This is a genomic window from Citrobacter sp. S55_ASV_140 (assembly GCF_018919505.1).
Lineage (GTDB): Bacteria > Pseudomonadota > Gammaproteobacteria > Enterobacterales > Enterobacteriaceae > Citrobacter > Citrobacter werkmanii.
Window position 1 is genome coordinate 22,379 of the sequence record NZ_JAHLQZ010000004.1, and the last position, 21,331, is coordinate 43,709.

Consider the following 21,331-nt stretch of genomic DNA (forward strand, 5'->3'; position numbering starts at 1 on the left):
TTATCATTCCGCTTTACCGTCAGAGCCAAACAGTTTGATTTTTTCCATCGCTCGCTCTTTTACTGCTTTACGAACTTCACGTTCAACATGCAGGAATGGCTGGTTCTGGTTCTCCTGCACCGCCACCATTGCCGCCTGACACAGTTCGGTATGAATATTGATTTTAGAGATGCCTAATGAGATGGCTTTTTTAATATCCGCATCGCTAATGCCGGATGCCCCGTGCAGCACCAGCGGAACAGAAACCGCTCGGCGTACGCGCTCAACCACCTCGAAATTGAGTTTCGGCTCGGAGGTATATACGCCATGCTGGTTGCCAATCGCCACCGCCAGAGAGTCACAGCCGGTACGCTCGACAAATTCCGCCGCCTGGCTCGGGTCGGTATAGTGATAACCCGCCAGCGCCTCTTCGTAGACCGTCTCATTGCCCACGTGGCCCAGCTCCGCTTCGACCGGAATGCCTAACGGATGAAAGAAGTCCACAGCCTCTTTGGTCAGACGAATATTCTCTTCAAAATCAAAGGCGGAGGCATCGCGCATCAGAGAGTTCATGCCATGAACCCAAGCGTTGTGAATAATCTCCATGCTACGTCCGTGATCCCAATGAGTAATAACCGGTACCGAGGCCTTTTTCGCCATCGAAACCATCATGTGCGAAAAATCTTCAAACGAGGTATTCCCCACAAATCCGGTGCCAAAAGAGATAATTACCGGCGATTTAGCCTCTTCTGCCGCATCAATGACCCCCATTAGCATTTCCGCATTCCACACGTTAAAGTGAGCAATCGCATAATGTTTATTCTGAGCATCGTTTTCCCAATATTTAATATCTGCCAGCATGGTGTTTCTCCCTATTTAAATTAATGGTTAATTTTAATAACGCCTTTAATAATCTCGCGTTTGTTATTGACGGATTCGTCAAACGCGCGCTGAACATCTGCATAATCATAAATATGCGTCACCATCGACTTCACATCGAAACGCCCGGAGGAAATGGCTTCAATGGTGACCGGGTAGCGATTGGCATAGCGGAAAACAGTTTGTATTGAGACTTCACGATTAATTTTGAGGAAGTTAATCGCTGAATCGCCAGGCACCGTGCCCACGATCATGATTTTCCCACCGCGCATTACCAGATATGGCGCCTGCTTAACCGTGATGGCCGAACCGGCAGTTTCGAAAACAATGTCTGCCCCCATATCGCCGGAAAACTGTTGGCAGCAGGCAACGGTGTCCTCCTTCGCACCGTTAATCACGACCGTCGCGCCAAGCTGCCCGGCCATCGCCAGACGTTTATCCAGGACATCAACAACAGCGATGTCGGTAGCCCCCAAACATTTACAGGCTTGCAGGGTCATTAAACCAATACAGCCAGCCCCCAGAATGACGATTTTCTTGCCCGGCTTAACGTCCGCCAGCATTGCGGCATGCATCCCTACCGCCGCAGGCTCTACCAGAGCGCCTTCCATGGTGTCCATATTGTCCGGCAGCTTGTAAGTAAAGCTTTCCGGGTGGCACAGATAGTACGTTAGCGCACCGCGATAATTTGGCTGTGTGGCCATAAAATCGACGTCAGGACAGATGTTGTATTTCCCTTCCAGACAGTAGCGGCAGTGGCCACACGGCACGCCGGGTTCAATGTTGACCCGGTCGCCCGGTTTAAATTTACTAACGCGACTTCCCACTGCCACCACCGTACCGGCGCATTCATGCCCAAGACCTATTTCCTGATTGGGATCTTTCGGCGGAATAAAGGGGCCCGATTCAAAACCGTGAACATCTGAACCGCAAATACCAACATATTCAACTTTAATTAGCACTTCATGCTCTTTAGGTACCGGAATATCGGCGGCAATGATTTTCATCGTGCCCGGCGTTTTTAATATCGCTTTTGAATTTTTCATTTTATTTCCCGTCAATATTATTTGCTGGTAACGGCATCAATACCGAGACTCTCGACAGAGACGCCTTTTGTTTCAATTCCAATGGTGGCAATAGCAACAGCGACAATAATTGAGACTGCGCCCAGCAGTACAAATACGCCCGTCACGCCATAACTATTAAGTAATACAGCAACCGCATAAGGCGCGGCGATACCGCTGATACGCCCTATCGCGTTAGCAAGCCCAGACCCGCGCAGCTTCGCTTCAGTCGGCCATATCTCTGGAACATATACCGCGGAGGCATAGCAAACGTACATATACACAAAGGTAATCAGGAAGAAACCAATTAATGTGATTAGCAACATGCTGGTTTGCAGCGAATAGATATAACCCAGCACGGCAATTAACACTAATAACCCCACCCCCATCGTTTTCCTCGGAATTTTATCCATTACCAGCATGGCGATGAAAATCCCAAACGGCGCACCGAACATACTCATGGTATTTAAGACTATGGAGTCTTTCAGATTAATCCCCTGAGTCATAAATATTGTCGGTAACCAGTTAATTAAGGTGTACTGCACAACGTTCATGGCAATCAGAACAAAGGAGCCCAGAATCACCCGCTTTAATAAAACTCCCGTTAATAAGGCGGAGTACGGCACTGAACGCGGTTGTTTGTCATCATCTTCTGTCACGACCGGCGGTAGTGGCTTACCTGTCTGTCGAATGACACCGTCTTCAATGGCCCGCATCACCTGTTCAGCTTCCTGATAGCGTCCACGAGACTCCAGCCAGCGGGGCGACTCCGGGAAACTGCGCCATGCAATAACGGTTGCAATGAGCGACAGCACAGCCGGAATCAACAACTGTACGCGCCAGTTCCATTCCGCGCTGATCAGTGGCGTTAACCCCATCGCAATCAGTGAACAGAGCGGATAAGACCAGTTGCCGATAAACGAGACCCGACTGGACCAGGTGCCACGATTCCGTCCTGGCATATATTCGGTAAACCCGGCAAAAAGGGTTACCAGCAACGCGCCTAAACCCACCCCCATAACAAAACGACAGGCGATCAGAAAGGTCATATTGGGTGAAAACGCGCCAATTACCATGGAAATAATATGAATCGCTTCATACAGGATAAACGCGTTTTTACGCCCGGTTTTATCACCGATAATTCCGCCACCCAGTGCACCAAGAAACATACCCGCCGTAGTAATGGCGGAAAACGTGGCGGTGGTAGAATTATCGGTCCAACCAAGTTCTTTTAGCTGCGCGAGAATTAATCCGCCAACGGCATTACTCCAGCAAACCAGTAATCCGAAGGCTACCATAGCGAACATCGACGTATGCCAGCGGCAGTCAGGCAGCCTGTCCAGCCTGGCGCCGCAGTGCGGTTTTGCAATCTGTTCCATGCGATAACGTCCCTTTAATAAACATGTTATTCATCAAAGTCGTAAGTCATGATGACTTTAATCGCGGTTTTATCGACCATGGCGTCAAAACCTTCGCGCCATTGCGATAAGCCGATACGGTGAGTGATCATCGGTTTGACTTTAATCGCACCGCTCGCAAGCAGACGAATGGCGTTACGCCAGGAAGTGGAGTCGTAAGCCATATGACCAATAATGCTTTTGTTCCACGCGGTAATATCATTAATGGAGAAGTCGAGTGGTTTGAAACCCATCCCTACGCGGACAACTTCACCGTTGGGACGCAGCATTTCAATAGCTTGTTTCAGGGCAATATTGGCGCCGGAACATTCGATAACTAATCCCAGATTGTCTTTGCCGCAGATTTCCTGACAACGGGCGACCACATCTTCGTTCGAACCGTTGACGACCGCCGTTGCCCCCAACTCTTTGGCGATAGGAAAGCGCACCGCGACATCCTCTTCCAGCCCGACCATGACGATATTAACGGCCCCCATAATGCGTGCCATTTGCACGGAAAAGAGACCTAGCGGGCCAGTACCGAAAACCACCACGTCCTGACCTGGGAGAAATTTGGACTGTTGGGCGATAGATTTGTAGGCATTACAGATGGGGTCTAGGACTGCCGCCTCTTCATAATCAACACCAGGCGGGATTTCCCACAGCGCATGACGGTGAATTTTGAGGATTTCCCCAGGAACCAGACAATATTTCGAAAACCCACCGCCCCAGGTATTGTTGTCCAAGCCTAAATTCACCTTTTCTGTACAACAAAGAAAATCACCTTGTTCGCAGGCAGGACAGACACCGCAAACGTGCCCGCTGTTGTCAGAAACCACGCGCTGACCCACTTTCCAGTCCTTAACCTTGTCGCCGACCTGGACAATTCGACCGGCAAATTCGTGACCACGAATCGAATTAAACTGGTCGGAACCACTGTCAACGTTATAGTGCTTCATATCTGCGCCACAGATAGCAGCTGCCCTGATTTCAATCACAACGTCATCCGGACCACATACCGGCTCCGGAACATCAATCATCTTGTAGCCACCAAAGGCCTTGCCAAATCTTGCCAGTGCTTTCATTGAATTTTCCTTTGTGTTTAGTTTTGCATCAGTGGTCATCATACTTATCCATGTAATTTTTGAGGTCAACACAAAATCTTTAAAACACAGATTAAGATCTGCATTTCACAACTCAGATCACAAATAAGTGCAAAGATGTACTGAAACCTACAGAAACGTGGAGGCCGCTTCGCCTGTACGCCGTGAACCCCTTCGCATTTTTTCTGTTATGAAACGGTTAATCTGTAAGAGCTGTTTTTTTCGCCACGCCTTTCCGTGGCGTGTTTACTTGTTTAAATGTCAAAGAGGAACACCGATGAAACTATTGCCTTTGTTGGCAGCATTCCCCCTGCTCTGCGCCAGCGTTGTTTCCGCCAATTCACTGATGTCAGTTGGCTACTTTAATGGCGGTGGCGATGTCACTGCCGGTCCAGGCGGCGATATCAATAAACTGGATGTGCGCCAGATAACCCACCTCAACTATTCGTTTGGTCTTGTCTACAACAACGAGAAAGACGAAACCAATGACGCCCTAAAAGACGCCAGCAAGCTGCATCAGATTTGGCTTTCAGAGAAAGTGCAGGCTGATTTGCAGAAAATCCCGGAGCTGCGTAAGCAGAATCCGAATCTGAAAGTTCTGCTTTCTGTCGGGGGTTGGGGGGCGCGTGGATTCTCAGGCGCGGCAGCAACGAAAGAAACACGAGCGATATTCATTCAGTCTGCGCAGGAAATCATTGAGAAATACGGTCTGGATGGTATCGACCTCGACTGGGAATATCCGGTCAATGGCGCATGGGGACTGGTCGAAAGCCAACCAACCGATCGCGCTAACTTTACCGCGCTGTTAAAAGAGCTGCGGGCAGCATTAGGGCATAAAAAGCTACTGACCATTGCCGTGGGTGCGAATGCGGAAAGTCCGAAAAGTTGGGTGGATGTAAAAGCCATTGCGCCATCACTCGACTACATCAATTTGATGACCTATGACATGGCCTACGGCACTCAATATTTCAACTCCAACCTGTATGATTCGACGAAATGGCCGACCGTCGCCGCCGCAGATAAGTACAGTGCGGATTTTGTGGTCAATAACTATCTCGCCGCCGGGTTAAAGCCGAGTCAGATGAATTTGGGTATTGGTTTTTATGGACGCGTACCAAAACGCGCCGTTGAACCGGGAATTGACTGGAGCAAACCTGACGCGCAGAAGAACCCTGCCACCCAGCCCTATTTCGAAGCAGCACAAATTGCGTTGTTCAAATCACTGGGCGTCGATCTGAGCAAAGATACCTATGTGAAGTACAACGACATCGTGGCGAAGCTGATCAACGATCCGCAGAGGCGCTTTAGCCAGCATTGGGATGATGAGGCGAAAGTACCGTGGCTGTCGGTACAGTCAGCAGACGGGAAAGCGCTCTTTGCCCTCTCCTATGAAAACCCGCGCTCGGTGGCGATTAAAGCCGACTACATCAAGAGTAAGGGGCTGGGAGGCGCCATGTTCTGGGAATACGGTGCGGATGACAACAATCAACTGGCTAAACAGTTAGCCGATTCATTGGGCATCAAACACTGATCCCAACGCCTGACACAATAGGTTATGATTACCGAATTACGCTGCGCCAGCCTTTGGCGCAGCTATTCATTTTCTATTGGAGGCATGAGCTTTTATGGCTTTTATCCCTAAAAATTACGCTCGTCTGGAAGTTGGTTACCGGGAAAAAGCGCTTAAGCTCTTCCCCTGGGTCTGCGGACGCTGTTCCCGCGAGTTTGTCTATTCAAATTTGCGCGAGTTGACGGTACACCATATCGATCACGATCACTCCAATAACCCGGAAGATGGTAGCAACTGGGAAATGTTGTGCCTGTATTGTCACGATCACGAGCATTCTAAATATACGGAAGCGGACCAGTATGGTTCAACGGTGATTGCCGGAGAAGATGCGCAGAAGGCTGTTGGCGAAGCGAAATATAATCCGTTTGCCGATCTGAAGGCGATGATGAACAAAAAATAACAGCGACTGCGGGCCCGACATCATGACTGCCGGGCCAGGATTATCAGGATTTGAAGGTTGCTATAGGCTCAGGCGTAATACCAAATTCAACCTTTAGCTGCTGCTTGCTCTTCATCACCATCTCACCATTGGTATCAATCGTCATATGTTGCGCATCAATGTTGTTGCGCGCCTGCCATAACATCACCAGTTGTAAGCTGTTCTCTTTTTGTTCTGCCGTTAGCGCCACGCCATCCGGCCATTTTCCGAGTTCAACGGCGGTAGATAAGCGCTGATAAACTTCCGGCGTCATGCTGTTGATCATCTCATCAAGATTCATGTTAAATCCTCTCTCCGTAGAATAATTTGCTGAATCGTTTCTTCAGCCTTTAATTTGTTCACCGTTTTCGCCATCGGTAAAGTTCAAAGAGGCTGAGTTGACACAGTAGCGCTCACCGGTAGGTTTTGGGCCATCCGGGAAGACGTGTCCCAGGTGCGCATCACAGTTCCCACAGCGGATTTCAATGCGCTGCATACCATGCGAGGTATCTTTTATGTAACGGATAGCCTCTTCGCTGACCGGCTCGTAAAAACTGGGCCAGCCGCAGCCAGAGTCATATTTTGTCTCGGAACGAAATAGCGGTTTATCGCAGATCAAACAGTGGTAGATGCCGTCACGCTTGTTATGCAGCAAACGCCCGGTAAATGGCGGTTCTGTCCCGTGATTCTGCGTCACGTAGAACTGCATTTCTGTTAAATTTTTTTTCAGCTCTTCTGGAGAAGGTTGATTAGCCATTTGCTCACATCTCGCTTTATCTAAACTCACATCGCGAGACAGATTCTAACAAAACATTAACACCGGAGTGCGAACTTTTGTTCTAAACTTGATCCTTGCGAAATGGCAGCCTGCAATTCGTGATCATAATCACGTTTTTATCTTGATTGCCCTTTAAAATTCGGGCCGCCGACCCCATGTGGTTTCAAGCCCAAAGGAAGAGTGAGGCGAGTCAGTTGCGCAAAGCTTAGGCAGCAGATTGATTTGTCGCAATGATTGACACGATTCCGCTTGACGCTGCGTAAGGTTTTTGTAATTTTACAGGCAACCTTTTATTCACTAACAAATAGCTGGTGGAATATATGACTATCAAAGTAGGTATCAACGGTTTTGGCCGTATCGGTCGCATTGTTTTCCGTGCTGCTCAAGAACGCTCTGACATCGAGATCGTTGCAATCAACGACCTGTTAGACGCTGACTACATGGCTTACATGCTGAAATATGACTCCACTCACGGCCGTTTCAACGGTACCGTTGAAGTGAAAGACGGTCATCTGATCGTAAACGGTAAAAAAATCCGTGTTACCGCTGAACGTGATCCGGCTAACCTGAAATGGGACGAAGTTGGTGTTGACGTAGTAGCTGAAGCTACTGGCCTGTTCCTGACAGATGAAACCGCTCGTAAGCACATCACTGCTGGCGCGAAAAAAGTGGTTCTGACTGGTCCGTCCAAAGATAACACTCCGATGTTTGTTAAAGGCGCTAACTTTGACAAATACGAAGGTCAGGACATCGTTTCTAACGCTTCCTGCACCACTAACTGCCTGGCTCCGCTGGCTAAAGTTATCAACGACAACTTCGGCATCATCGAAGGTCTGATGACTACTGTTCACGCGACCACCGCTACTCAGAAAACCGTTGACGGCCCGTCTCACAAAGACTGGCGCGGCGGCCGCGGCGCATCCCAGAACATCATCCCGTCCTCTACCGGCGCTGCTAAAGCTGTAGGTAAAGTACTGCCAGAACTGAACGGCAAACTGACTGGTATGGCGTTCCGCGTTCCTACCCCGAACGTATCCGTTGTTGACCTGACCGTTCGTCTGGAAAAAGCTGCTTCTTACGAAGAAATTAAGAAAGCAATCAAAGCTGCTTCCGAAGGCCCGATGAAAGGCGTTCTGGGTTACACCGAAGACGACGTAGTATCTACCGATTTCAACGGTGAAGTTTGCACTTCCGTGTTCGATGCTAAAGCAGGTATCGCACTGAACGACAACTTCGTGAAACTGGTATCCTGGTACGACAACGAAACCGGCTACTCCAACAAAGTTCTGGATCTGATTGCTCACATCTCCAAATAAGTTGAGATGAAACAGTAATCTGTAAGAGCGACTATGGTCGCTCTTTTTTTTGCCTGAAGATACCCGTCATACTTCGAGTTGCAGGTGTGTTGGCTACGCTCTCTCACCCGAATCACTTACTACAGTAAGCTCATCGGGGTTCGTTCACTTGCCGCCGTCCTGCAACCCGAATTATTTAGGGTTAAAAAGGATTGCGTAATGATTAATAAAATTTTTGCACTTCCGGTAGTCGAACAAATTGCCCCGGTACTCTCCCGCCGTCAGCTTGATGAGCTTGAGGTCATTGTTGTCGATCACCCGCAGGTTAAAGCCTCTTTTGCGCTGCAGGGCGCACATCTTCTTTCCTGGAAACCAAACGGTGAAGAAGAAGTCCTGTGGTTAAGTAACAATACGCCGTTTAAAACCGGTGTTGCGCTGCGTGGCGGCGTACCGATTTGCTGGCCGTGGTTTGGCCCTGCCGCTCAGCCAGGCCTGCCGTCTCATGGTTTTGCACGTAACCTGCCCTGGACGCTGAAGGCGCATAACGAAGACGAGAAAGGTGTCGTACTGACGTTCGAACTGCAAAGCAGCGCTGAAACGCGTCAGCTTTGGCCGCACGAGTTCTGCCTGCTGGCCCGTTTCAAAGTGGGCGCCACCTGCGAGATGGAGCTGGAAGCGCACGGTGAGTTTGAAACCACCTCCGCGCTGCATACCTATTTCAATGTGGGTGATATTGCGGCGGTGAAAGTCAGCGGTCTTGGCGATCGTCTGATCGATAAAGTGAATGATGCCAAAGAAGACGTACTGGCTGATGGTATCCAGACCTTCCCGGACCGTACCGATCGTGTCTATCTGAATCCGGAAGCGTGCAGCGTCATTCATGATGATGCGCTGAATCGCAATATTGACGTAATCCACCACCACCATCTGAATGTCGTGGGCTGGAACCCAGGCCCGGCGCTGTCTGTCAGCATGGGCGACATGCCGGATGACGGCTACAAAACATTTGTTTGCGTAGAAACGGCTTACGCCACGGCACCGCAGAAAACCACCGAAGAAAAACCGTCTCGTCTGGCACAAACGATTCGTGTTGCTAAGCGCTAAGATCGTGTCAGTTGCCTGATAGTGTTTGCGCCATCAGGCAACTCAGCGCGCCATGCAGCAAATCAGGCCATATCCAGCGCCGTTTTACCTTTTGGCGCCGGATATTCCTTATCTAACTGCGTCAGCTCATCGGCAGAGAGCGTTATCTCCAGTGCCGCGGCATTCTGTTCGACATGCGCCACATTCGCGGCTTTCGGAATGGCTATCACCCCCGAAAGACGAATAACCCATGCCAGTAAAATCTGCGCAGCGCTGGCATTGTGGGCGCGCGCAATGTCATTGACCACAGGGTTAGAAAGCAAGTCCCCCCGGAGCCGTCCTGCCTGAGCCAGCGGACTGTAGGCCATAACCGGCATCTGCTGTTGCTGGCACCATGGCAGTAAATCATATTCAATGCCGCGTGATGCTAAATGATAGAGCACCTGATTAGTTGCACAGTGTCGTCCACCTGCAACCTGCCATAATGCCTGCATATCATCGTAATCAAGATTAGAGACGCCCCAGCGGCGGATTTTGCCCTGCGCAATAAGCGTTTCCATAGCGTCGACGGTGTCAGCAAATGAAAAGTCTCCCGTCCAGTGCAACAAATAGAGATCCAGATAATCGGTTTTCAAACGACGCAGGCTGGCTTCGCAGGCGGCAATCGCTTTCTTGCCCGCGGCATTCCATGGATAAACCTTCGAAACTAAAAAAGCGCTATCACGCCGACCTGACAGCGCCTCGCCAACAACCTCTTCCGCTGCACCATCTGCGTACATTTCGGCTGTATCAATCAATCGCAGGCCAAGATCCAGCCCAGCCCGTAACGCGGCGACTTCATCCCGACGTCGGGCTGAATCCTCGCCCATGTACCATGTTCCCTGCCCAATCGCAGGAAGCGATACCTGCTCCGTAAACATCACCTGTTTCGCTGTCATCGCACCCTCCTGTGTTAATGCACCACAGTAAAGCAAAACAACAGACATGTGTCCTGTTATGGTGCACAAATTGCACCATCATAGTTTGGCGTGTCGCCCGTTAATGCGATTAAAGTCAAAGGCCCGGGATCTGATGCAGATCACGGACCTAAATAATGCAAAATTTTCACTAGCCAGCGCTTATTTCAACCGACCTAAATATTTGCCCTCTTTCATGGCGTTAATTTTTCCGTTTTTATAGACAATGACGGAAATCAAACCCGCACTGTAAGTTTGTGCATCGGCATTATTTTCATCATTTGCCGCAGGGTTGCCATTAATATATGCAATACCATCAGCGCCACGTTTAAAGTCCACGCCCAGCTTATTCACATGCACGGATGTGGTTTTGCTGGCGTGCACCGGGGCATTAGCGTCGCTGACCTGAGTTTTGTGTTCATGCTGTAATTGCTGACGATATGCTTCGCTGATAGCATAAGCAGGCGCAGCAGATGAAGCCACCAGCGCAGCGATAATAATCAATTTCTTCATGAGTTAAACCTTAGTATTTATCGTGTTTGTGGTGATGGTCGGGATGGGTGCCATCAGAGCTATACAGATTTTGCGCGTTTTCCAGGGCCTGTTTTTCAGCCGCGGCATTGATTGTCGCCTGACGGTTTTGTTCGGCGATGTAGCAGGCATCGCGGCTGATCCCTTTGTTTTCGCATGCACTCATGCGTGAAGCCTCGCTGGTGCATCCAGCCAGGACCCCGCCCATCACAGCTATCATGATTAACTTTTTCATTATTTATACCAGGTTTTTACTCAAGATATCCCCGTGGCATATTTAAGGCCTTACCACGAGAGTTGCTATCATTACTTTTAAAGTTTAATGAATATCGGCAATAGGATATTTAATGTCAATTTTAATTTTTTCAGACAAATACCTAAAGGATGTAAAATAAAAACAAATGATTAATTTTTTATTTTTTCACCTGAAAGTTAACATTCAAAATAAGCCAAAATAGTTATCAGTTATCTTTATGCCACTTGAGAATAAATATTCCGCGCATCGCAATACAATAAACCACAGTATTATCAATAAATTATAAACCCAGAAAACGACAGACCAGAGCAATAAATCATTAAGACATAACGATATTACCTCATGAAAAAAACAATAGCTATCAGGCTAATAAAATGAGAGGTTTATTTTTAGTAACGGCAAAAGAAATACCAGGTTAAATAATCGTTACGGCCAGGCGAAACATAAAACCACTATAAAAATGCAATCTCATGTTTTAGATCAATATTCATCCCCACGAAGCATAAAAAAGCCCGCATCTCTGCAGGCTTGTATTTGACACGCAATAGCATCAGAACTTGTAGGTTACACCCACCGAGAAGATGCCAGACCAGGATTTATCGACCATCGGGCTATCCTTCACTTCATCACTCAAACGCACATAACGGCCAGTGCCGTATACGTTCCAGTTGCCAAGGAAGTTATAGCTTGCAGTCAACTCCAGGTATGGATCCCATCCATCGTCAGCGCTGTAGCTTTTCAGACCACTGCGGCGAGACTCGTGATTGGACACGCCATAATAATAGTCGTTGTAGTTTTCGCTGCTGTACTGCACACCGATACCCGGCGTCAAAGTCAGCGCACCGTTAGTGTAACGGTAGAGCCAGGCCAGATCCCAGATAAAGCCGTTGCTATTATCCAGGGTATCACCCGCCAGAGCGGTACGCAGGAAACCATACTGGGTGTTATGTACATACGAGAGGCCAGCCATCAGGCTGCTTTTACGCTTGTCGAGTTGGCGCAAAGCATGGCTGTCGCTGTCACCCGGCTTGAAATGCGTCGGATCATAGTACGCCATGATGGAGAGCTTATCTGCCGTATCATTCCACAGATAGTAGCCGCCACCCAGACCGTGGAACCAGACGTTATCGCCTTCATAGGTGACAACCGGAACGGGATAAACATCGCGGTCATACTGTTTGTACGGGCTGTTAATCACGCCGACACCTGCACCAACAGTCCACTGACTTTCCGCGTGTGCGGTGCTAACTGCGGTTGCGGCAAGCACGCCAAGTGCCAGAAGTTTGAGTTTGGTCACAATCCATAATTCCTTATTCAAATGTGTAGCGGTCAAAGTGTAACCGCCAATACGCTTCAGCCCAACTATTTTACGTATTAGTCCAGGAATGTAACCCCCTAATTTCTCAGCGAGTGATGACATTTTGCTTGCAGGATAGTGAACACCACATGAATCCCGCCCCATTTCTTTACATAAGATGTGCTTTTTTTGCTGATGAGTTATTGATATGCCATTGAAATTCATTTGCGCACCCAGGCAAGTTTTGCAAATGCCATCTACGCTTAATTTTAGAAGGTGTATCACCGAATACGTTGATCTCCTGACCATCAAAATGGCATGAGAGTTGCTTATTTCTTCAGCAGCGACGTCGTTCAGTTTACCTCTTCAGGGGCCTCTACTATTCATATGAACGGCTCTTAACATGTGCTAAAAAACGAAAGGACGGCATACCATGAATATATTCGATCACTATCGCCAGCGTTACGAAGCTGCCAAGGACGAAGAGTTCACGCTGCAGGAGTTTCTTACCACTTGTCGGCAAGATCGCAGTGCTTATGCCAACGCGGCAGAGCGGCTATTAATGGCTATTGGTGAGCCTGTCATGGTTGACACTGCCCACGAACCTCGTCTTTCTCGACTCTTTTCGAATCGGGTAATTGCACGCTATCCCGCTTTCGAAGAGTTTTACGGCATGGAAGATGCCATTGAGCAGATTGTTTCTTATTTGAAACATGCAGCTCAGGGGTTAGAAGAGAAGAAACAGATTCTGTATCTGTTGGGGCCTGTGGGAGGGGGGAAATCATCTCTCGCTGAGCGACTCAAGTCGCTGATGCAGAGAGTTCCGATTTATGTCCTGAGCGCCAATGGCGAACGTAGCCCGGTTAACGATCATCCGTTGTGCCTGTTTAATCCACAGGAAGATGCGCAGATCCTGGAAAAAGAGTATGGGATCCCGCGTCGCTACCTCGGGACGATCATGTCGCCATGGGCGGCGAAACGCCTGCACGAATTTGGCGGGGACATTACAAAATTCCGCGTCGTCAAAGTCTGGCCGTCTATTCTGGAGCAGATCGCTATCGCCAAAACGGAACCTGGCGATGAAAACAACCAGGATATCTCTGCGCTGGTCGGGAAAGTGGATATTCGTAAACTCGAACACCACGCCCAGAACGATCCTGATGCCTACGGTTACTCGGGAGCGTTGTGCCGCGCTAACCAGGGGATTATGGAGTTCGTAGAGATGTTTAAAGCACCGATTAAAGTGCTGCATCCTCTGCTGACCGCCACCCAGGAAGGTAACTACAACGGGACGGAAGGTATCTCTGCCCTGCCGTTTAACGGAATTATTCTTGCCCACTCGAACGAGTCCGAATGGGTGACGTTCCGCAACAACAAAAACAATGAGGCGTTCCTTGACCGTGTTTACATTGTCAAAGTGCCTTATTGCCTGCGGATCTCCGAAGAGATCAAAATTTACGAGAAATTGCTTAATCACAGTGAGCTGACCCATGCGCCTTGCGCACCAGGCACGCTGGAAACGCTCTCCCGTTTCACCATTCTTTCTCGTCTGAAAGAACCTGAGAACTCGAGCATTTACTCGAAGATGCGCGTTTACGATGGCGAAAGTCTGAAAGATACCGATCCAAAAGCGAAATCCTATCAAGAGTATCGGGATTACGCCGGGGTCGATGAGGGAATGAACGGTCTGTCCACGCGTTTCGCGTTTAAGATCCTCTCTCGCGTCTTTAACTTTGATCATGCCGAAGTCGCGGCGAACCCGGTGCATCTGTTCTACGTCCTGGAACAGCAAATCGAGCGTGAACAGTTCCCTCAGGAGCAGGCAGAACGTTATCTTGAGTTCCTGAAAGGCTACCTGATCCCGAAATATGCTGAATTTATTGGCAAAGAGATTCAGACAGCTTATCTCGAATCCTATTCCGAATACGGACAGAACATTTTCGACCGTTACGTCACCTATGCGGATTTCTGGATTCAGGATCAGGAGTACCGTGACCCGGATACCGGTCAACTGTTCGATCGCGAGTCGCTGAACGCAGAGCTGGAAAAAATTGAGAAGCCAGCGGGTATCAGTAACCCGAAAGACTTCCGTAACGAGATCGTCAACTTTGTTCTGCGCGCCAGAGCGAATAACAGCGGTCGCAATCCAAACTGGACCAGTTACGAAAAACTGCGCACGGTGATTGAGAAGAAAATGTTCTCCAATACCGAGGAGTTGCTGCCGGTTATATCGTTCAACGCCAAAACCTCGACTGACGAGCAGAAAAAACACGACGATTTTGTCGACCGTATGATGGAAAAAGGCTACACGCGTAAACAGGTGCGTTTACTGTGCGAATGGTATTTGCGCGTACGTAAATCGTCTTAAGAGCATAAATGGCCCGGAAAATTTATCCGTTTACCGGGCCAATATTTCTTCTGTACGCGAAATCATTCAAGAGGTATCAAGGCGGCAAATGAGTGAATTCCCAGGAGCGTACATAAGTACATGACTGGGTGAGCGAATGCAGCCAACGCGGAGACAACTTGAAGGATGAAGCGTAAGTTGGCAAATGCAGTACGGGGGGCTTATGACCTGGTTTATTGACCGGCGTCTTAACGGCAAAAACAAGAGCACGGTAAACCGCCAGCGCTTCTTACGCCGTTATAAATCGCAAATTAAACAGTCGATCTCCGAGGCCATTAACAAGCGTTCGGTGACTGATGTGGATAGCGGCGAATCTGTCTCTATTCCGACTGATGATATTAGCGAACCGATGTTTCATCAGGGGCGCGGTGGCTTGCGCCATCGTGTGCATCCGGGTAATGACCATTTTGTGCAGAATGACCGTATTGAACGTCCACAGGGCGGAGGCGGCGGTTCGGGAAGCGGACAAGGCCAGGCGAGTCAGGATGGCGAGGGTCAGGATGAATTCGTCTTCCAGATTTCTAAAGATGAATATCTCGATCTGCTTTTCGAAGATTTAGCACTGCCAAACCTTAAACAGAATCAGCAGCGTCAGCTAACGGAGTACAAAACGCACCGGGCTGGTTTTACCTCTAACGGTGTGCCGGCCAACATCAGCGTGGTGCGCTCCCTGCAAAATTCACTGGCGCGTCGCACGGCAATGACGGCAGGTAAGCGTCGCGAACTGCATGCGCTCGAAGCGGATCTTGAGACCATCGAGAAAAGTGAACCGGCTCAGTTGCTGGAAGAAGAACGGTTACGCAAAGAAATTGCCGAACTACGGGCAAAAATCGAACGCGTGCCGTTTATCGACACCTTTGACTTACGCTACAAGAATTATGAAAAACGGCCCGATCCTTCCAGCCAGGCGGTGATGTTCTGTCTGATGGACGTCTCCGGTTCGATGGATCAGTCGACCAAAGATATGGCAAAGCGTTTTTATATTCTGCTGTATCTGTTCTTAAGCCGCACCTATAAGAACGTGGAAGTGGTTTATATTCGCCACCACACCCAGGCGAAAGAGGTAGATGAGCATGAGTTCTTCTACTCTCAGGAAACCGGGGGAACTATTGTCTCCAGCGCGCTGAAGTTAATGGATGAAGTGGTGAAAGACCGCTACGACCCTGCTCAGTGGAATATCTATGCCGCGCAGGCGTCGGATGGTGATAACTGGGCGGATGATTCACCGTTGTGTCATGAGATTCTGGCGAAAAAACTGTTGCCGGTAGTGCGATATTACAGCTATATCGAAATTACCCGCCGCGCGCACCAGACCTTATGGCGTGAATATGAACATCTGCAATCAACCTTTGAAAATTTTGCGATGCAGCATATCCGCGATCAGGATGATATTTATCCGGTATTCCGCGAACTGTTTCATAAGCAAAGTACCACCAGCAATAATTAAGTAACCACTTTCGGCCGAGGCTCAGGCTTCGGCTGATTACATTACCCTGTATCATGATCGTGACATTTTGCAATGGTTTATCCCGCCGCTTCGTTAGAGCGAATGTGGAGCATGTGGTAAAATCGCATCTCTAACCTATGGGCTGTAATTCATTATGAAGTTGCATCATAAAGCGCTCAGGCTCTTTATCTCAGTCAGCGTTGTTGTTTTGACATCTTCTTTTTTAGTTTATGAACTCATTGCCAGCGATAAGGCAATGAATGCCTATATGCGCTATATCAATGAGAAAGCCGACTCCTCCTTTCTCTATGATAAGTACACCAATCAGAGTATTGCAGCCCATCTGATGCGCACATTTTCATCCCCTAAGGGACCCGCATCTGTCGAACAACAAAAAGCGTTCTGCGATGCTTTCGATAGCGTTAACGGTACACATGGGCTCAATCTCACAGCGCATAATTATCTGCCATTACACGGTACGTTGCAGACCACCTCTACGAAATGTAGCGGGCAACTTGAAGACGTATTCCTGTTACCCTCTTTTGACCGGGCGGTGAACGTCAATCGCCTGCAAAAGGATTATGGGCAGGGATTAGGGACGCTGGAGTATAAATTTCGCTACTACGTCGATCTGAAAAATAACTACGTCTATTTCTATGACCTGATCGACTCACGGAAATTTGCGATACACAACTGGACATTTTTGCAAAAAGGCTCGCTGGGAATCGATCAGAATGATATTGACGGTATTTTCACTGGTCGTACGGTGATCTCCAGTATTTATGAGGATAACCTGACCGAGAAAAAGGTGATGAGTTTTTTAACGCCGGTCTACTATGCCGGTAAGCTAAAAGGCGTGGTGATGGTGGATATTAACAAAGAAAATTTAAAAAATATCTTTTATACCAGCGACCGCCCTCTCGTCTGGCGTTTTCTTAACGTGACGCTCTCGGATATCAGCTCAGGAAAAGAGATTATTGTTCACCAAAGTGAGACCCATTTATTCCGCTACGTTCACTACGAGAAGGACATCCCTGGCGGCATACGCGTCACGTTATCTCTTGATTTTATGTACTTTATCGTCTCATCATGGAAAATATTCGCCTTTTATCTTCTGGCAACGATATTGCTGCTGAATATGGTCAGAACTCATTTTCGGTTGTATCACAACGTCACGCGGGAAAATATCAGCGATGCGATGACCGGACTCTATAACCGTAAAATTTTGACGCCGATGCTCGAACAGCGTTTGCAGCAGTTGGTCAACACGGGAACCCTCGTGACCTTTATCGCCATTGATTGCGATAAGCTTAAAGTGATTAATGACACATTGGGGCATAAGGAAGGCGATCGCATTATCACCCTTCTGGCTAAAGCCATTCAAACCTCGATTCGCAAAAGCGACTATGCTATCCGACTCGGCGGGGATGAATTTTGCATTATCCTCATCGATCATCCCAGTGAATTAACACACCGCGTGCTGGAACGGATTCGCTACAACTTACAAATTATTGCGCAAGATATATCAATCAGCTTCTCTGCCGGAATTTATAATATGCAGCCAAACGACACCATTGATGATGCTTACAAAGCATCGGATGCCCAACTCTATCTGAACAAACAGAAAAAACGCACCGATGCGTAATCATTTTTCAGCCAGGATTTTCATTGTTGTACCAGGAGCAAGTCATGACGGAAGTGAACAAAGGTAACGCAACGCATCAGCGTTTAATTTCGTTATTATCAGAACAAGGCGCGACGTATCGCGTGGTTAGCCATGAAGCCGTCGGCAAATGTGAAGCGGTCTCTGAAATTCGCGGTACTGCACTGGGCCAGGGCGCAAAAGCGCTGGTCTGTAAAGTAAAGGGTAACGGCGTTAATCAGCATGTTCTGGCGATTCTCTCTGCCGACCAGCAGGCCGACCTGAGCCTGTTGGCCGGCCATATCGGCGGGTTGAGAGCGTCGCTCGCCAGCCCGGCGGAAGTCGATGAACTGACGGGTTGCGTATTTGGCGCCATCCCACCATTTAGTTTCCATCCGAATCTCAAACTGGTCGCCGATCCGCTGTTGTTTGAACGTTTTACTGAAATTGCGTTCAATGCCGGAATGCTGGAAAAATCCGTGATCATGGATACTGCTGATTACCTGCGAATTGCACAACCGGAATTAATTTCGTTCCGCCGCGTTCAATAACAGCCGAGTTAGCAGTAAATAACGCCGCATCGTGCATTAGCTCAAAAAAATCATAATTATTAAATAAAGCCTGTTCCGTCACGCGTTTACGCGTACAGTAAGCAGGCTTATTTTTTCTTTTGGCAAGGAAACTACGATGTTTGATGTCACTCTGCTGATCCTCCTCGGACTGGCAGCTCTGGGCTTTGTCAGCCACAACACCACTGTCGCTGTTTCAATTCTGGTGCTGATCATCGTCCGTGTAACCCCTCTGAATACGTTCTTTCCGTGGATTGAAAAACAGGGACTGACCATCGGGATTATTATTCTGACTATCGGCGTAATGGCACCGATCGCCAGCGGAACGCTACCGCCCTCCACGCTCATTCACTCCTTTGTAAACTGGAAATCACTGGTCGCGATTGCCGTCGGCGTGGTTGTCTCCTGGCTTGGCGGGCGCGGCGTCACGTTGATGGGCAGCCAGCCCCAGCTTGTGGCCGGTTTACTGGTCGGTACGGTGCTGGGCGTGGCGCTGTTTCGCGGCGTACCGGTGGGGCCGCTTATTGCTGCAGGTCTGGTCTCGTTGATTGTTGGGAAGCAGTAGCAAGTCAGCTCAGATAACGGCCTGGGGTCTGCCCCAGGCCTTTTTTGAACATCGTGATAAATGCGGTGGTTGAATCATAACCGAGCATTTGCGCGACCTGCTGCACATTATGACCATCGATCAGCGCCTGCAGCGCCAGAATCAACTGCAACTGATGACGCCAGCGGCGAAAGCTCAATCCCGTTTCCTTGACGACCAGCCGGGCAAGGTTGCGCTCACTCATTGCAAATACGTCGGCCCACTGCCCCAGCGTCTGCCATTGGGCAGGCTCTCGCGCCATTGTCGCGACCATTCTGCGGATTTTCGGATGATCGGAAACCGGTAACTGCAGTTGCTCCTGCGGCTGCTGCGGGAGTTCATCAAACAACACCTGCGTCAGTCGCTGAGTTGACGGTTCCAATCGTTGGTCGTCCGTTTTCGACGCCAGCGAGAGAATGAGCTCCCGGCACAAGGGAGATATCTTTAGCGTACAACAACGCTCAGGCATCACGACGGCATGAGGTTCAATAAACAAGAAACACAATTGTGCGCCTACGGTTACATGGTTACTGTGCGGAATTTCACCAGGGATCCACACCGCATATTGGGGAGGTACCATCCACATGGCATTTTCGACCTCGCAGGTAATCGCGCCATGCAAAGCCAGAATCAACTGCCCCTTACGATGCTGATGCAGCGGACTAAAGAGTTCATCTTCCCGGGCCTGAATGCAGAACGCCACCGCGGCATCATGGTGAAGGTCAGGTTCATACCCATCCAATCTTAGTCCCAACATAAGAATGTCCGATTTTAGCGATAAACTGTCATTTTAACTTGATTCACTCATGGCGTAAAAACGCTAAGGTATCGCCTCGCCTGACAAGATGAGAAAAAAATGATAAATACGCCTTCCTCCCGCGGTAAAAACGCTGCTTTGCTGATCGCGGGTATCCTGATGATTGCCACCACGCTGCGCGTTACCTTTACCGGCGCCGCCCCGCTGTTAGATGCAATTCGTGCCGACTACGGTCTGAGTACCGCCCAAACGGGACTGTTGACCACCCTTCCGCTGCTGGCCTTCGCGCTGGTATCCCCTCTGGCCGCAGCCGTTGCGCGCCGCTGGGGCATCGAACGCAGCCTGTTTGCCGCTATGCTGCTGATTTGCGCAGGTATTACGATACGCTCGCTGCCCTCACCGGGATTGCTGTTTAGCGGCACCGCCATCATCGGGTGCGGAATAGCCCTGGGAAATGTCCTGTTGCCAGGGCTGATTAAGCGTGATTATGCCCAGCATGTGGCAAAACTTACTGGCGCTTACTCGCTGACCATGGGCGCAGCGGCGGCGCTGGGTTCAGCCATGGTTGTTCCGCTGGCGTTAAATGGATTTGGCTGGCGCGGCGCACTGATGGTACTGATGGTTTTTCCGCTGCTGGCGCTGGTTATCTGGTTACCCCAGTGTCGTCAGACGGGCAATGCCAGCCTGAGTAACTCACGCGCATTACATTCCCGTGCTATCTGGCGCTCCGGCCTCGCCTGGCAGGTGACCCTGTTTCTGGGAATCAACTCGCTTATCTATTACGTGATCATCGGCTGGTTGCCCGCCATTTTAATCAGCCACGGCTACAGCGAGGCGCAGGCCGGTTCGTTGCACGGTTTACTGCAACTGGCGACCGCCGCGCCAGGGTTATTGATTCCCCTCGTCCTGAACAGATTTAAGGATCAGCGTGCCATCGCCGCCCTGGTTTCAGTAATGTGCGCCGTTGGCGCGGCGGGATTCGCCATACTGCCCGACCAGGCCTTGCTGTGGACCATTCTGTTTGGCTTTGGCTCAGGTGCGACCATGATCCTCGGCTTGACCTTCATTGGCCTGCGCGCAAGTTCCGCACATCAGGCCGCGGCGTTGTCCGGAATGGCGCAGTCTGTCGGCTATTTACTGGCCGCCTGCGGGCCGCCCTTGATGGGTAAAATTCACGACCTCAACGGTAGCTGGCTGATTCCATTAGCGGGTGTCGCCGTGTTAGCGATGCTGATGGCCGTGTTTGGTCTGTGCGCTGGGCGCGATCGGGAGATCGCGAACGCATAATGTCGCGGGCAGGTTAGCTAACCTCCTGCCCGG

At 49.6% G+C, this 21,331-nt stretch carries 20 protein-coding genes and 1 pseudogene; 10 read left to right on the plus strand and 11 right to left on the minus strand.

The window, feature by feature from the left end; translation table 11 throughout:
• Positions 1 to 3 precede the first annotated feature (3 nt).
• Genes KQJ18_RS01490 through KQJ18_RS01505 form a run of 4 tightly spaced genes read right to left on the minus strand, consistent with a single transcriptional unit; the run spans position 4 to position 4,404 of the window.
• Positions 4 to 840, minus strand: a complete 837-nt coding sequence (locus KQJ18_RS01490) for a ketose-bisphosphate aldolase (protein WP_137347180.1) — start codon at positions 838 to 840, stop codon at positions 4 to 6.
• 20 nt (positions 841 to 860) lie between these two features.
• Positions 861 to 1,904 (minus strand): NAD(P)-dependent alcohol dehydrogenase, encoded by a 1,044-nt coding sequence (locus KQJ18_RS01495; protein ID WP_069324293.1) that lies wholly within the window; start codon positions 1,902 to 1,904, stop codon positions 861 to 863.
• Between the two features lie 17 nt (positions 1,905 to 1,921).
• A complete protein-coding gene (locus KQJ18_RS01500; protein ID WP_085049516.1) occupies positions 1,922 to 3,301 on the minus strand; it encodes an MFS transporter in 1,380 nt (459 codons plus the stop codon).
• A gap of 26 nt (positions 3,302 to 3,327) precedes the next feature.
• Positions 3,328 to 4,404, minus strand: a complete 1,077-nt coding sequence (locus KQJ18_RS01505) for a zinc-binding dehydrogenase (RefSeq protein WP_085049517.1) — start codon at positions 4,402 to 4,404, stop codon at positions 3,328 to 3,330.
• Positions 4,405 to 4,699: 295 nt separating this feature from the next.
• Here KQJ18_RS01505 and KQJ18_RS01510 point away from each other — a divergent pair, with 295 nt between their 5' ends.
• Positions 4,700 to 5,953, plus strand: coding sequence for a glycoside hydrolase family 18 protein (locus KQJ18_RS01510; protein ID WP_216421279.1), 1,254 nt, complete (start codon positions 4,700 to 4,702; stop codon positions 5,951 to 5,953).
• A gap of 94 nt (positions 5,954 to 6,047) precedes the next feature.
• Positions 6,048 to 6,392 (plus strand): HNH nuclease YajD, encoded by a 345-nt coding sequence (gene yajD / locus KQJ18_RS01515; RefSeq protein WP_038640066.1) that lies wholly within the window; start codon positions 6,048 to 6,050, stop codon positions 6,390 to 6,392.
• A gap of 43 nt (positions 6,393 to 6,435) precedes the next feature.
• Here yajD and KQJ18_RS01520 read toward each other — a convergent pair whose 3' ends face one another.
• A complete protein-coding gene (locus tag KQJ18_RS01520; RefSeq protein ID WP_003030693.1) occupies positions 6,436 to 6,711 on the minus strand; it encodes a YeaC family protein in 276 nt (91 codons plus the stop codon).
• A 42-nt stretch (positions 6,712 to 6,753) separates the two neighbouring features.
• Entirely contained in the window at positions 6,754 to 7,167 is a 414-nt protein-coding gene (msrB, locus tag KQJ18_RS01525) for a peptide-methionine (R)-S-oxide reductase MsrB (protein WP_006684886.1), read from the minus strand.
• Positions 7,168 to 7,508: 341 nt separating this feature from the next.
• Here msrB and gapA point away from each other — a divergent pair, with 341 nt between their 5' ends.
• Both gapA and KQJ18_RS01535 read left to right on the plus strand, forming a co-directional pair.
• A complete protein-coding gene (gene gapA, locus KQJ18_RS01530) occupies positions 7,509 to 8,504 on the plus strand; it encodes a glyceraldehyde-3-phosphate dehydrogenase (protein WP_003030697.1) in 996 nt (331 codons plus the stop codon).
• Positions 8,505 to 8,702: 198 nt separating this feature from the next.
• The gene (locus KQJ18_RS01535; protein ID WP_087857699.1) at positions 8,703 to 9,587 is read left to right on the plus strand and encodes a D-hexose-6-phosphate mutarotase; all 885 of its coding nucleotides are present in this window, start codon (positions 8,703 to 8,705) and stop codon (positions 9,585 to 9,587) included.
• Between the two features lie 62 nt (positions 9,588 to 9,649).
• On the opposite strand, the gene KQJ18_RS01540 is transcribed toward KQJ18_RS01535, so the two are convergent.
• The 4 genes from KQJ18_RS01540 to KQJ18_RS01555 all read right to left on the minus strand — a co-directional run bounded on the left by KQJ18_RS01540 (position 9,650) and on the right by KQJ18_RS01555 (position 12,606).
• Complete coding sequence (locus tag KQJ18_RS01540) at positions 9,650 to 10,504, minus strand: aldo/keto reductase (protein WP_204577986.1); 855 nt, start codon at positions 10,502 to 10,504, stop codon at positions 9,650 to 9,652.
• Between the two features lie 180 nt (positions 10,505 to 10,684).
• Positions 10,685 to 11,035 (minus strand): hypothetical protein, encoded by a 351-nt coding sequence (locus KQJ18_RS01545; RefSeq protein ID WP_042308899.1) that lies wholly within the window; start codon positions 11,033 to 11,035, stop codon positions 10,685 to 10,687.
• A 10-nt stretch (positions 11,036 to 11,045) separates the two neighbouring features.
• Entirely contained in the window at positions 11,046 to 11,288 is a 243-nt protein-coding gene (locus tag KQJ18_RS01550) for a hypothetical protein (protein ID WP_038640050.1), read from the minus strand.
• A 571-nt stretch (positions 11,289 to 11,859) separates the two neighbouring features.
• Positions 11,860 to 12,606: a MipA/OmpV family protein gene (locus KQJ18_RS01555; RefSeq protein WP_038640047.1), complete on the minus strand. Its 747-nt coding sequence runs from the start codon at positions 12,604 to 12,606 to the stop codon at positions 11,860 to 11,862.
• Positions 12,607 to 13,039: 433 nt separating this feature from the next.
• On the opposite strand from KQJ18_RS01555, the gene yeaG reads away from it, so the two are divergent.
• The 5 genes from yeaG (at position 13,040) to KQJ18_RS01580 (ending at position 19,236) form a co-directional block, all read left to right on the plus strand.
• A complete protein-coding gene (yeaG, locus tag KQJ18_RS01560; RefSeq protein WP_038640044.1) occupies positions 13,040 to 14,974 on the plus strand; it encodes a protein kinase YeaG in 1,935 nt (644 codons plus the stop codon).
• Between the two features lie 202 nt (positions 14,975 to 15,176).
• Positions 15,177 to 16,460 (plus strand): YeaH/YhbH family protein, encoded by a 1,284-nt coding sequence (locus KQJ18_RS01565; RefSeq protein WP_085049522.1) that lies wholly within the window; start codon positions 15,177 to 15,179, stop codon positions 16,458 to 16,460.
• 154 nt (positions 16,461 to 16,614) lie between these two features.
• Positions 16,615 to 18,105, plus strand: coding sequence for a diguanylate cyclase DgcJ (gene dgcJ, locus KQJ18_RS01570; protein WP_087857702.1), 1,491 nt, complete (start codon positions 16,615 to 16,617; stop codon positions 18,103 to 18,105).
• Between the two features lie 44 nt (positions 18,106 to 18,149).
• The gene (locus tag KQJ18_RS01575; protein WP_038640035.1) at positions 18,150 to 18,653 is read left to right on the plus strand and encodes a YbaK/prolyl-tRNA synthetase associated domain-containing protein; all 504 of its coding nucleotides are present in this window, start codon (positions 18,150 to 18,152) and stop codon (positions 18,651 to 18,653) included.
• A 136-nt stretch (positions 18,654 to 18,789) separates the two neighbouring features.
• Complete coding sequence (locus tag KQJ18_RS01580) at positions 18,790 to 19,236, plus strand: DUF441 domain-containing protein (protein ID WP_085049524.1); 447 nt, start codon at positions 18,790 to 18,792, stop codon at positions 19,234 to 19,236.
• Here KQJ18_RS01580 and KQJ18_RS01585 read toward each other — a convergent pair.
• Positions 19,219 to 20,011, minus strand: a pseudogene (locus KQJ18_RS01585) (helix-turn-helix transcriptional regulator); the annotation flags it as partial. The gene KQJ18_RS01580 and the pseudogene KQJ18_RS01585 overlap by 18 nt on opposite strands.
• 99 nt (positions 20,012 to 20,110) lie before the next feature.
• Between KQJ18_RS01585 and KQJ18_RS01590 the strand changes: the two are divergent.
• Complete coding sequence (locus KQJ18_RS01590; RefSeq protein ID WP_150344944.1) at positions 20,111 to 21,298, plus strand: CynX/NimT family MFS transporter; 1,188 nt, start codon at positions 20,111 to 20,113, stop codon at positions 21,296 to 21,298.
• Positions 21,299 to 21,331: the final 33 nt, after the last annotated feature.

Bases quoted from the DNA above. Each gene is read 5' to 3' on its own strand.
- KQJ18_RS01500 (WP_085049516.1), bottom strand. From the start codon at position 3,301: ATGGAACAGATTGCAAAACCGCACTGCGGCGCCAGGCTGGACAGGCTG.
- KQJ18_RS01490 (WP_137347180.1), bottom strand. From the start codon at position 840: ATGCTGGCAGATATTAAATATTGGGAAAACGATGCTCAGAATAAACAT.
- KQJ18_RS01565 (WP_085049522.1), top strand. From the start codon at position 15,177: ATGACCTGGTTTATTGACCGGCGTCTTAACGGCAAAAACAAGAGCACG.
- KQJ18_RS01495 (WP_069324293.1), bottom strand. From the start codon at position 1,904: ATGAAAAATTCAAAAGCGATATTAAAAACGCCGGGCACGATGAAAATC.
- KQJ18_RS01575 (WP_038640035.1), top strand. From the start codon at position 18,150: ATGACGGAAGTGAACAAAGGTAACGCAACGCATCAGCGTTTAATTTCG.
- KQJ18_RS01540 (WP_204577986.1), bottom strand. From the start codon at position 10,504: ATGACAGCGAAACAGGTGATGTTTACGGAGCAGGTATCGCTTCCTGCG.
- KQJ18_RS01510 (WP_216421279.1), top strand. From the start codon at position 4,700: ATGAAACTATTGCCTTTGTTGGCAGCATTCCCCCTGCTCTGCGCCAGC.
- gapA (WP_003030697.1), top strand. From the start codon at position 7,509: ATGACTATCAAAGTAGGTATCAACGGTTTTGGCCGTATCGGTCGCATT.
- KQJ18_RS01535 (WP_087857699.1), top strand. From the start codon at position 8,703: ATGATTAATAAAATTTTTGCACTTCCGGTAGTCGAACAAATTGCCCCG.
- KQJ18_RS01505 (WP_085049517.1), bottom strand. From the start codon at position 4,404: ATGAAAGCACTGGCAAGATTTGGCAAGGCCTTTGGTGGCTACAAGATG.
- yeaG (WP_038640044.1), top strand. From the start codon at position 13,040: ATGAATATATTCGATCACTATCGCCAGCGTTACGAAGCTGCCAAGGAC.
- dgcJ (WP_087857702.1), top strand. From the start codon at position 16,615: ATGAAGTTGCATCATAAAGCGCTCAGGCTCTTTATCTCAGTCAGCGTT.
- KQJ18_RS01545 (WP_042308899.1), bottom strand. From the start codon at position 11,035: ATGAAGAAATTGATTATTATCGCTGCGCTGGTGGCTTCATCTGCTGCG.
- msrB (WP_006684886.1), bottom strand. From the start codon at position 7,167: ATGGCTAATCAACCTTCTCCAGAAGAGCTGAAAAAAAATTTAACAGAA.
- KQJ18_RS01590 (WP_150344944.1), top strand. From the start codon at position 20,111: ATGATAAATACGCCTTCCTCCCGCGGTAAAAACGCTGCTTTGCTGATC.
- KQJ18_RS01550 (WP_038640050.1), bottom strand. From the start codon at position 11,288: ATGAAAAAGTTAATCATGATAGCTGTGATGGGCGGGGTCCTGGCTGGA.
- yajD (WP_038640066.1), top strand. From the start codon at position 6,048: ATGGCTTTTATCCCTAAAAATTACGCTCGTCTGGAAGTTGGTTACCGG.
- KQJ18_RS01520 (WP_003030693.1), bottom strand. From the start codon at position 6,711: ATGAATCTTGATGAGATGATCAACAGCATGACGCCGGAAGTTTATCAG.
- KQJ18_RS01580 (WP_085049524.1), top strand. From the start codon at position 18,790: ATGTTTGATGTCACTCTGCTGATCCTCCTCGGACTGGCAGCTCTGGGC.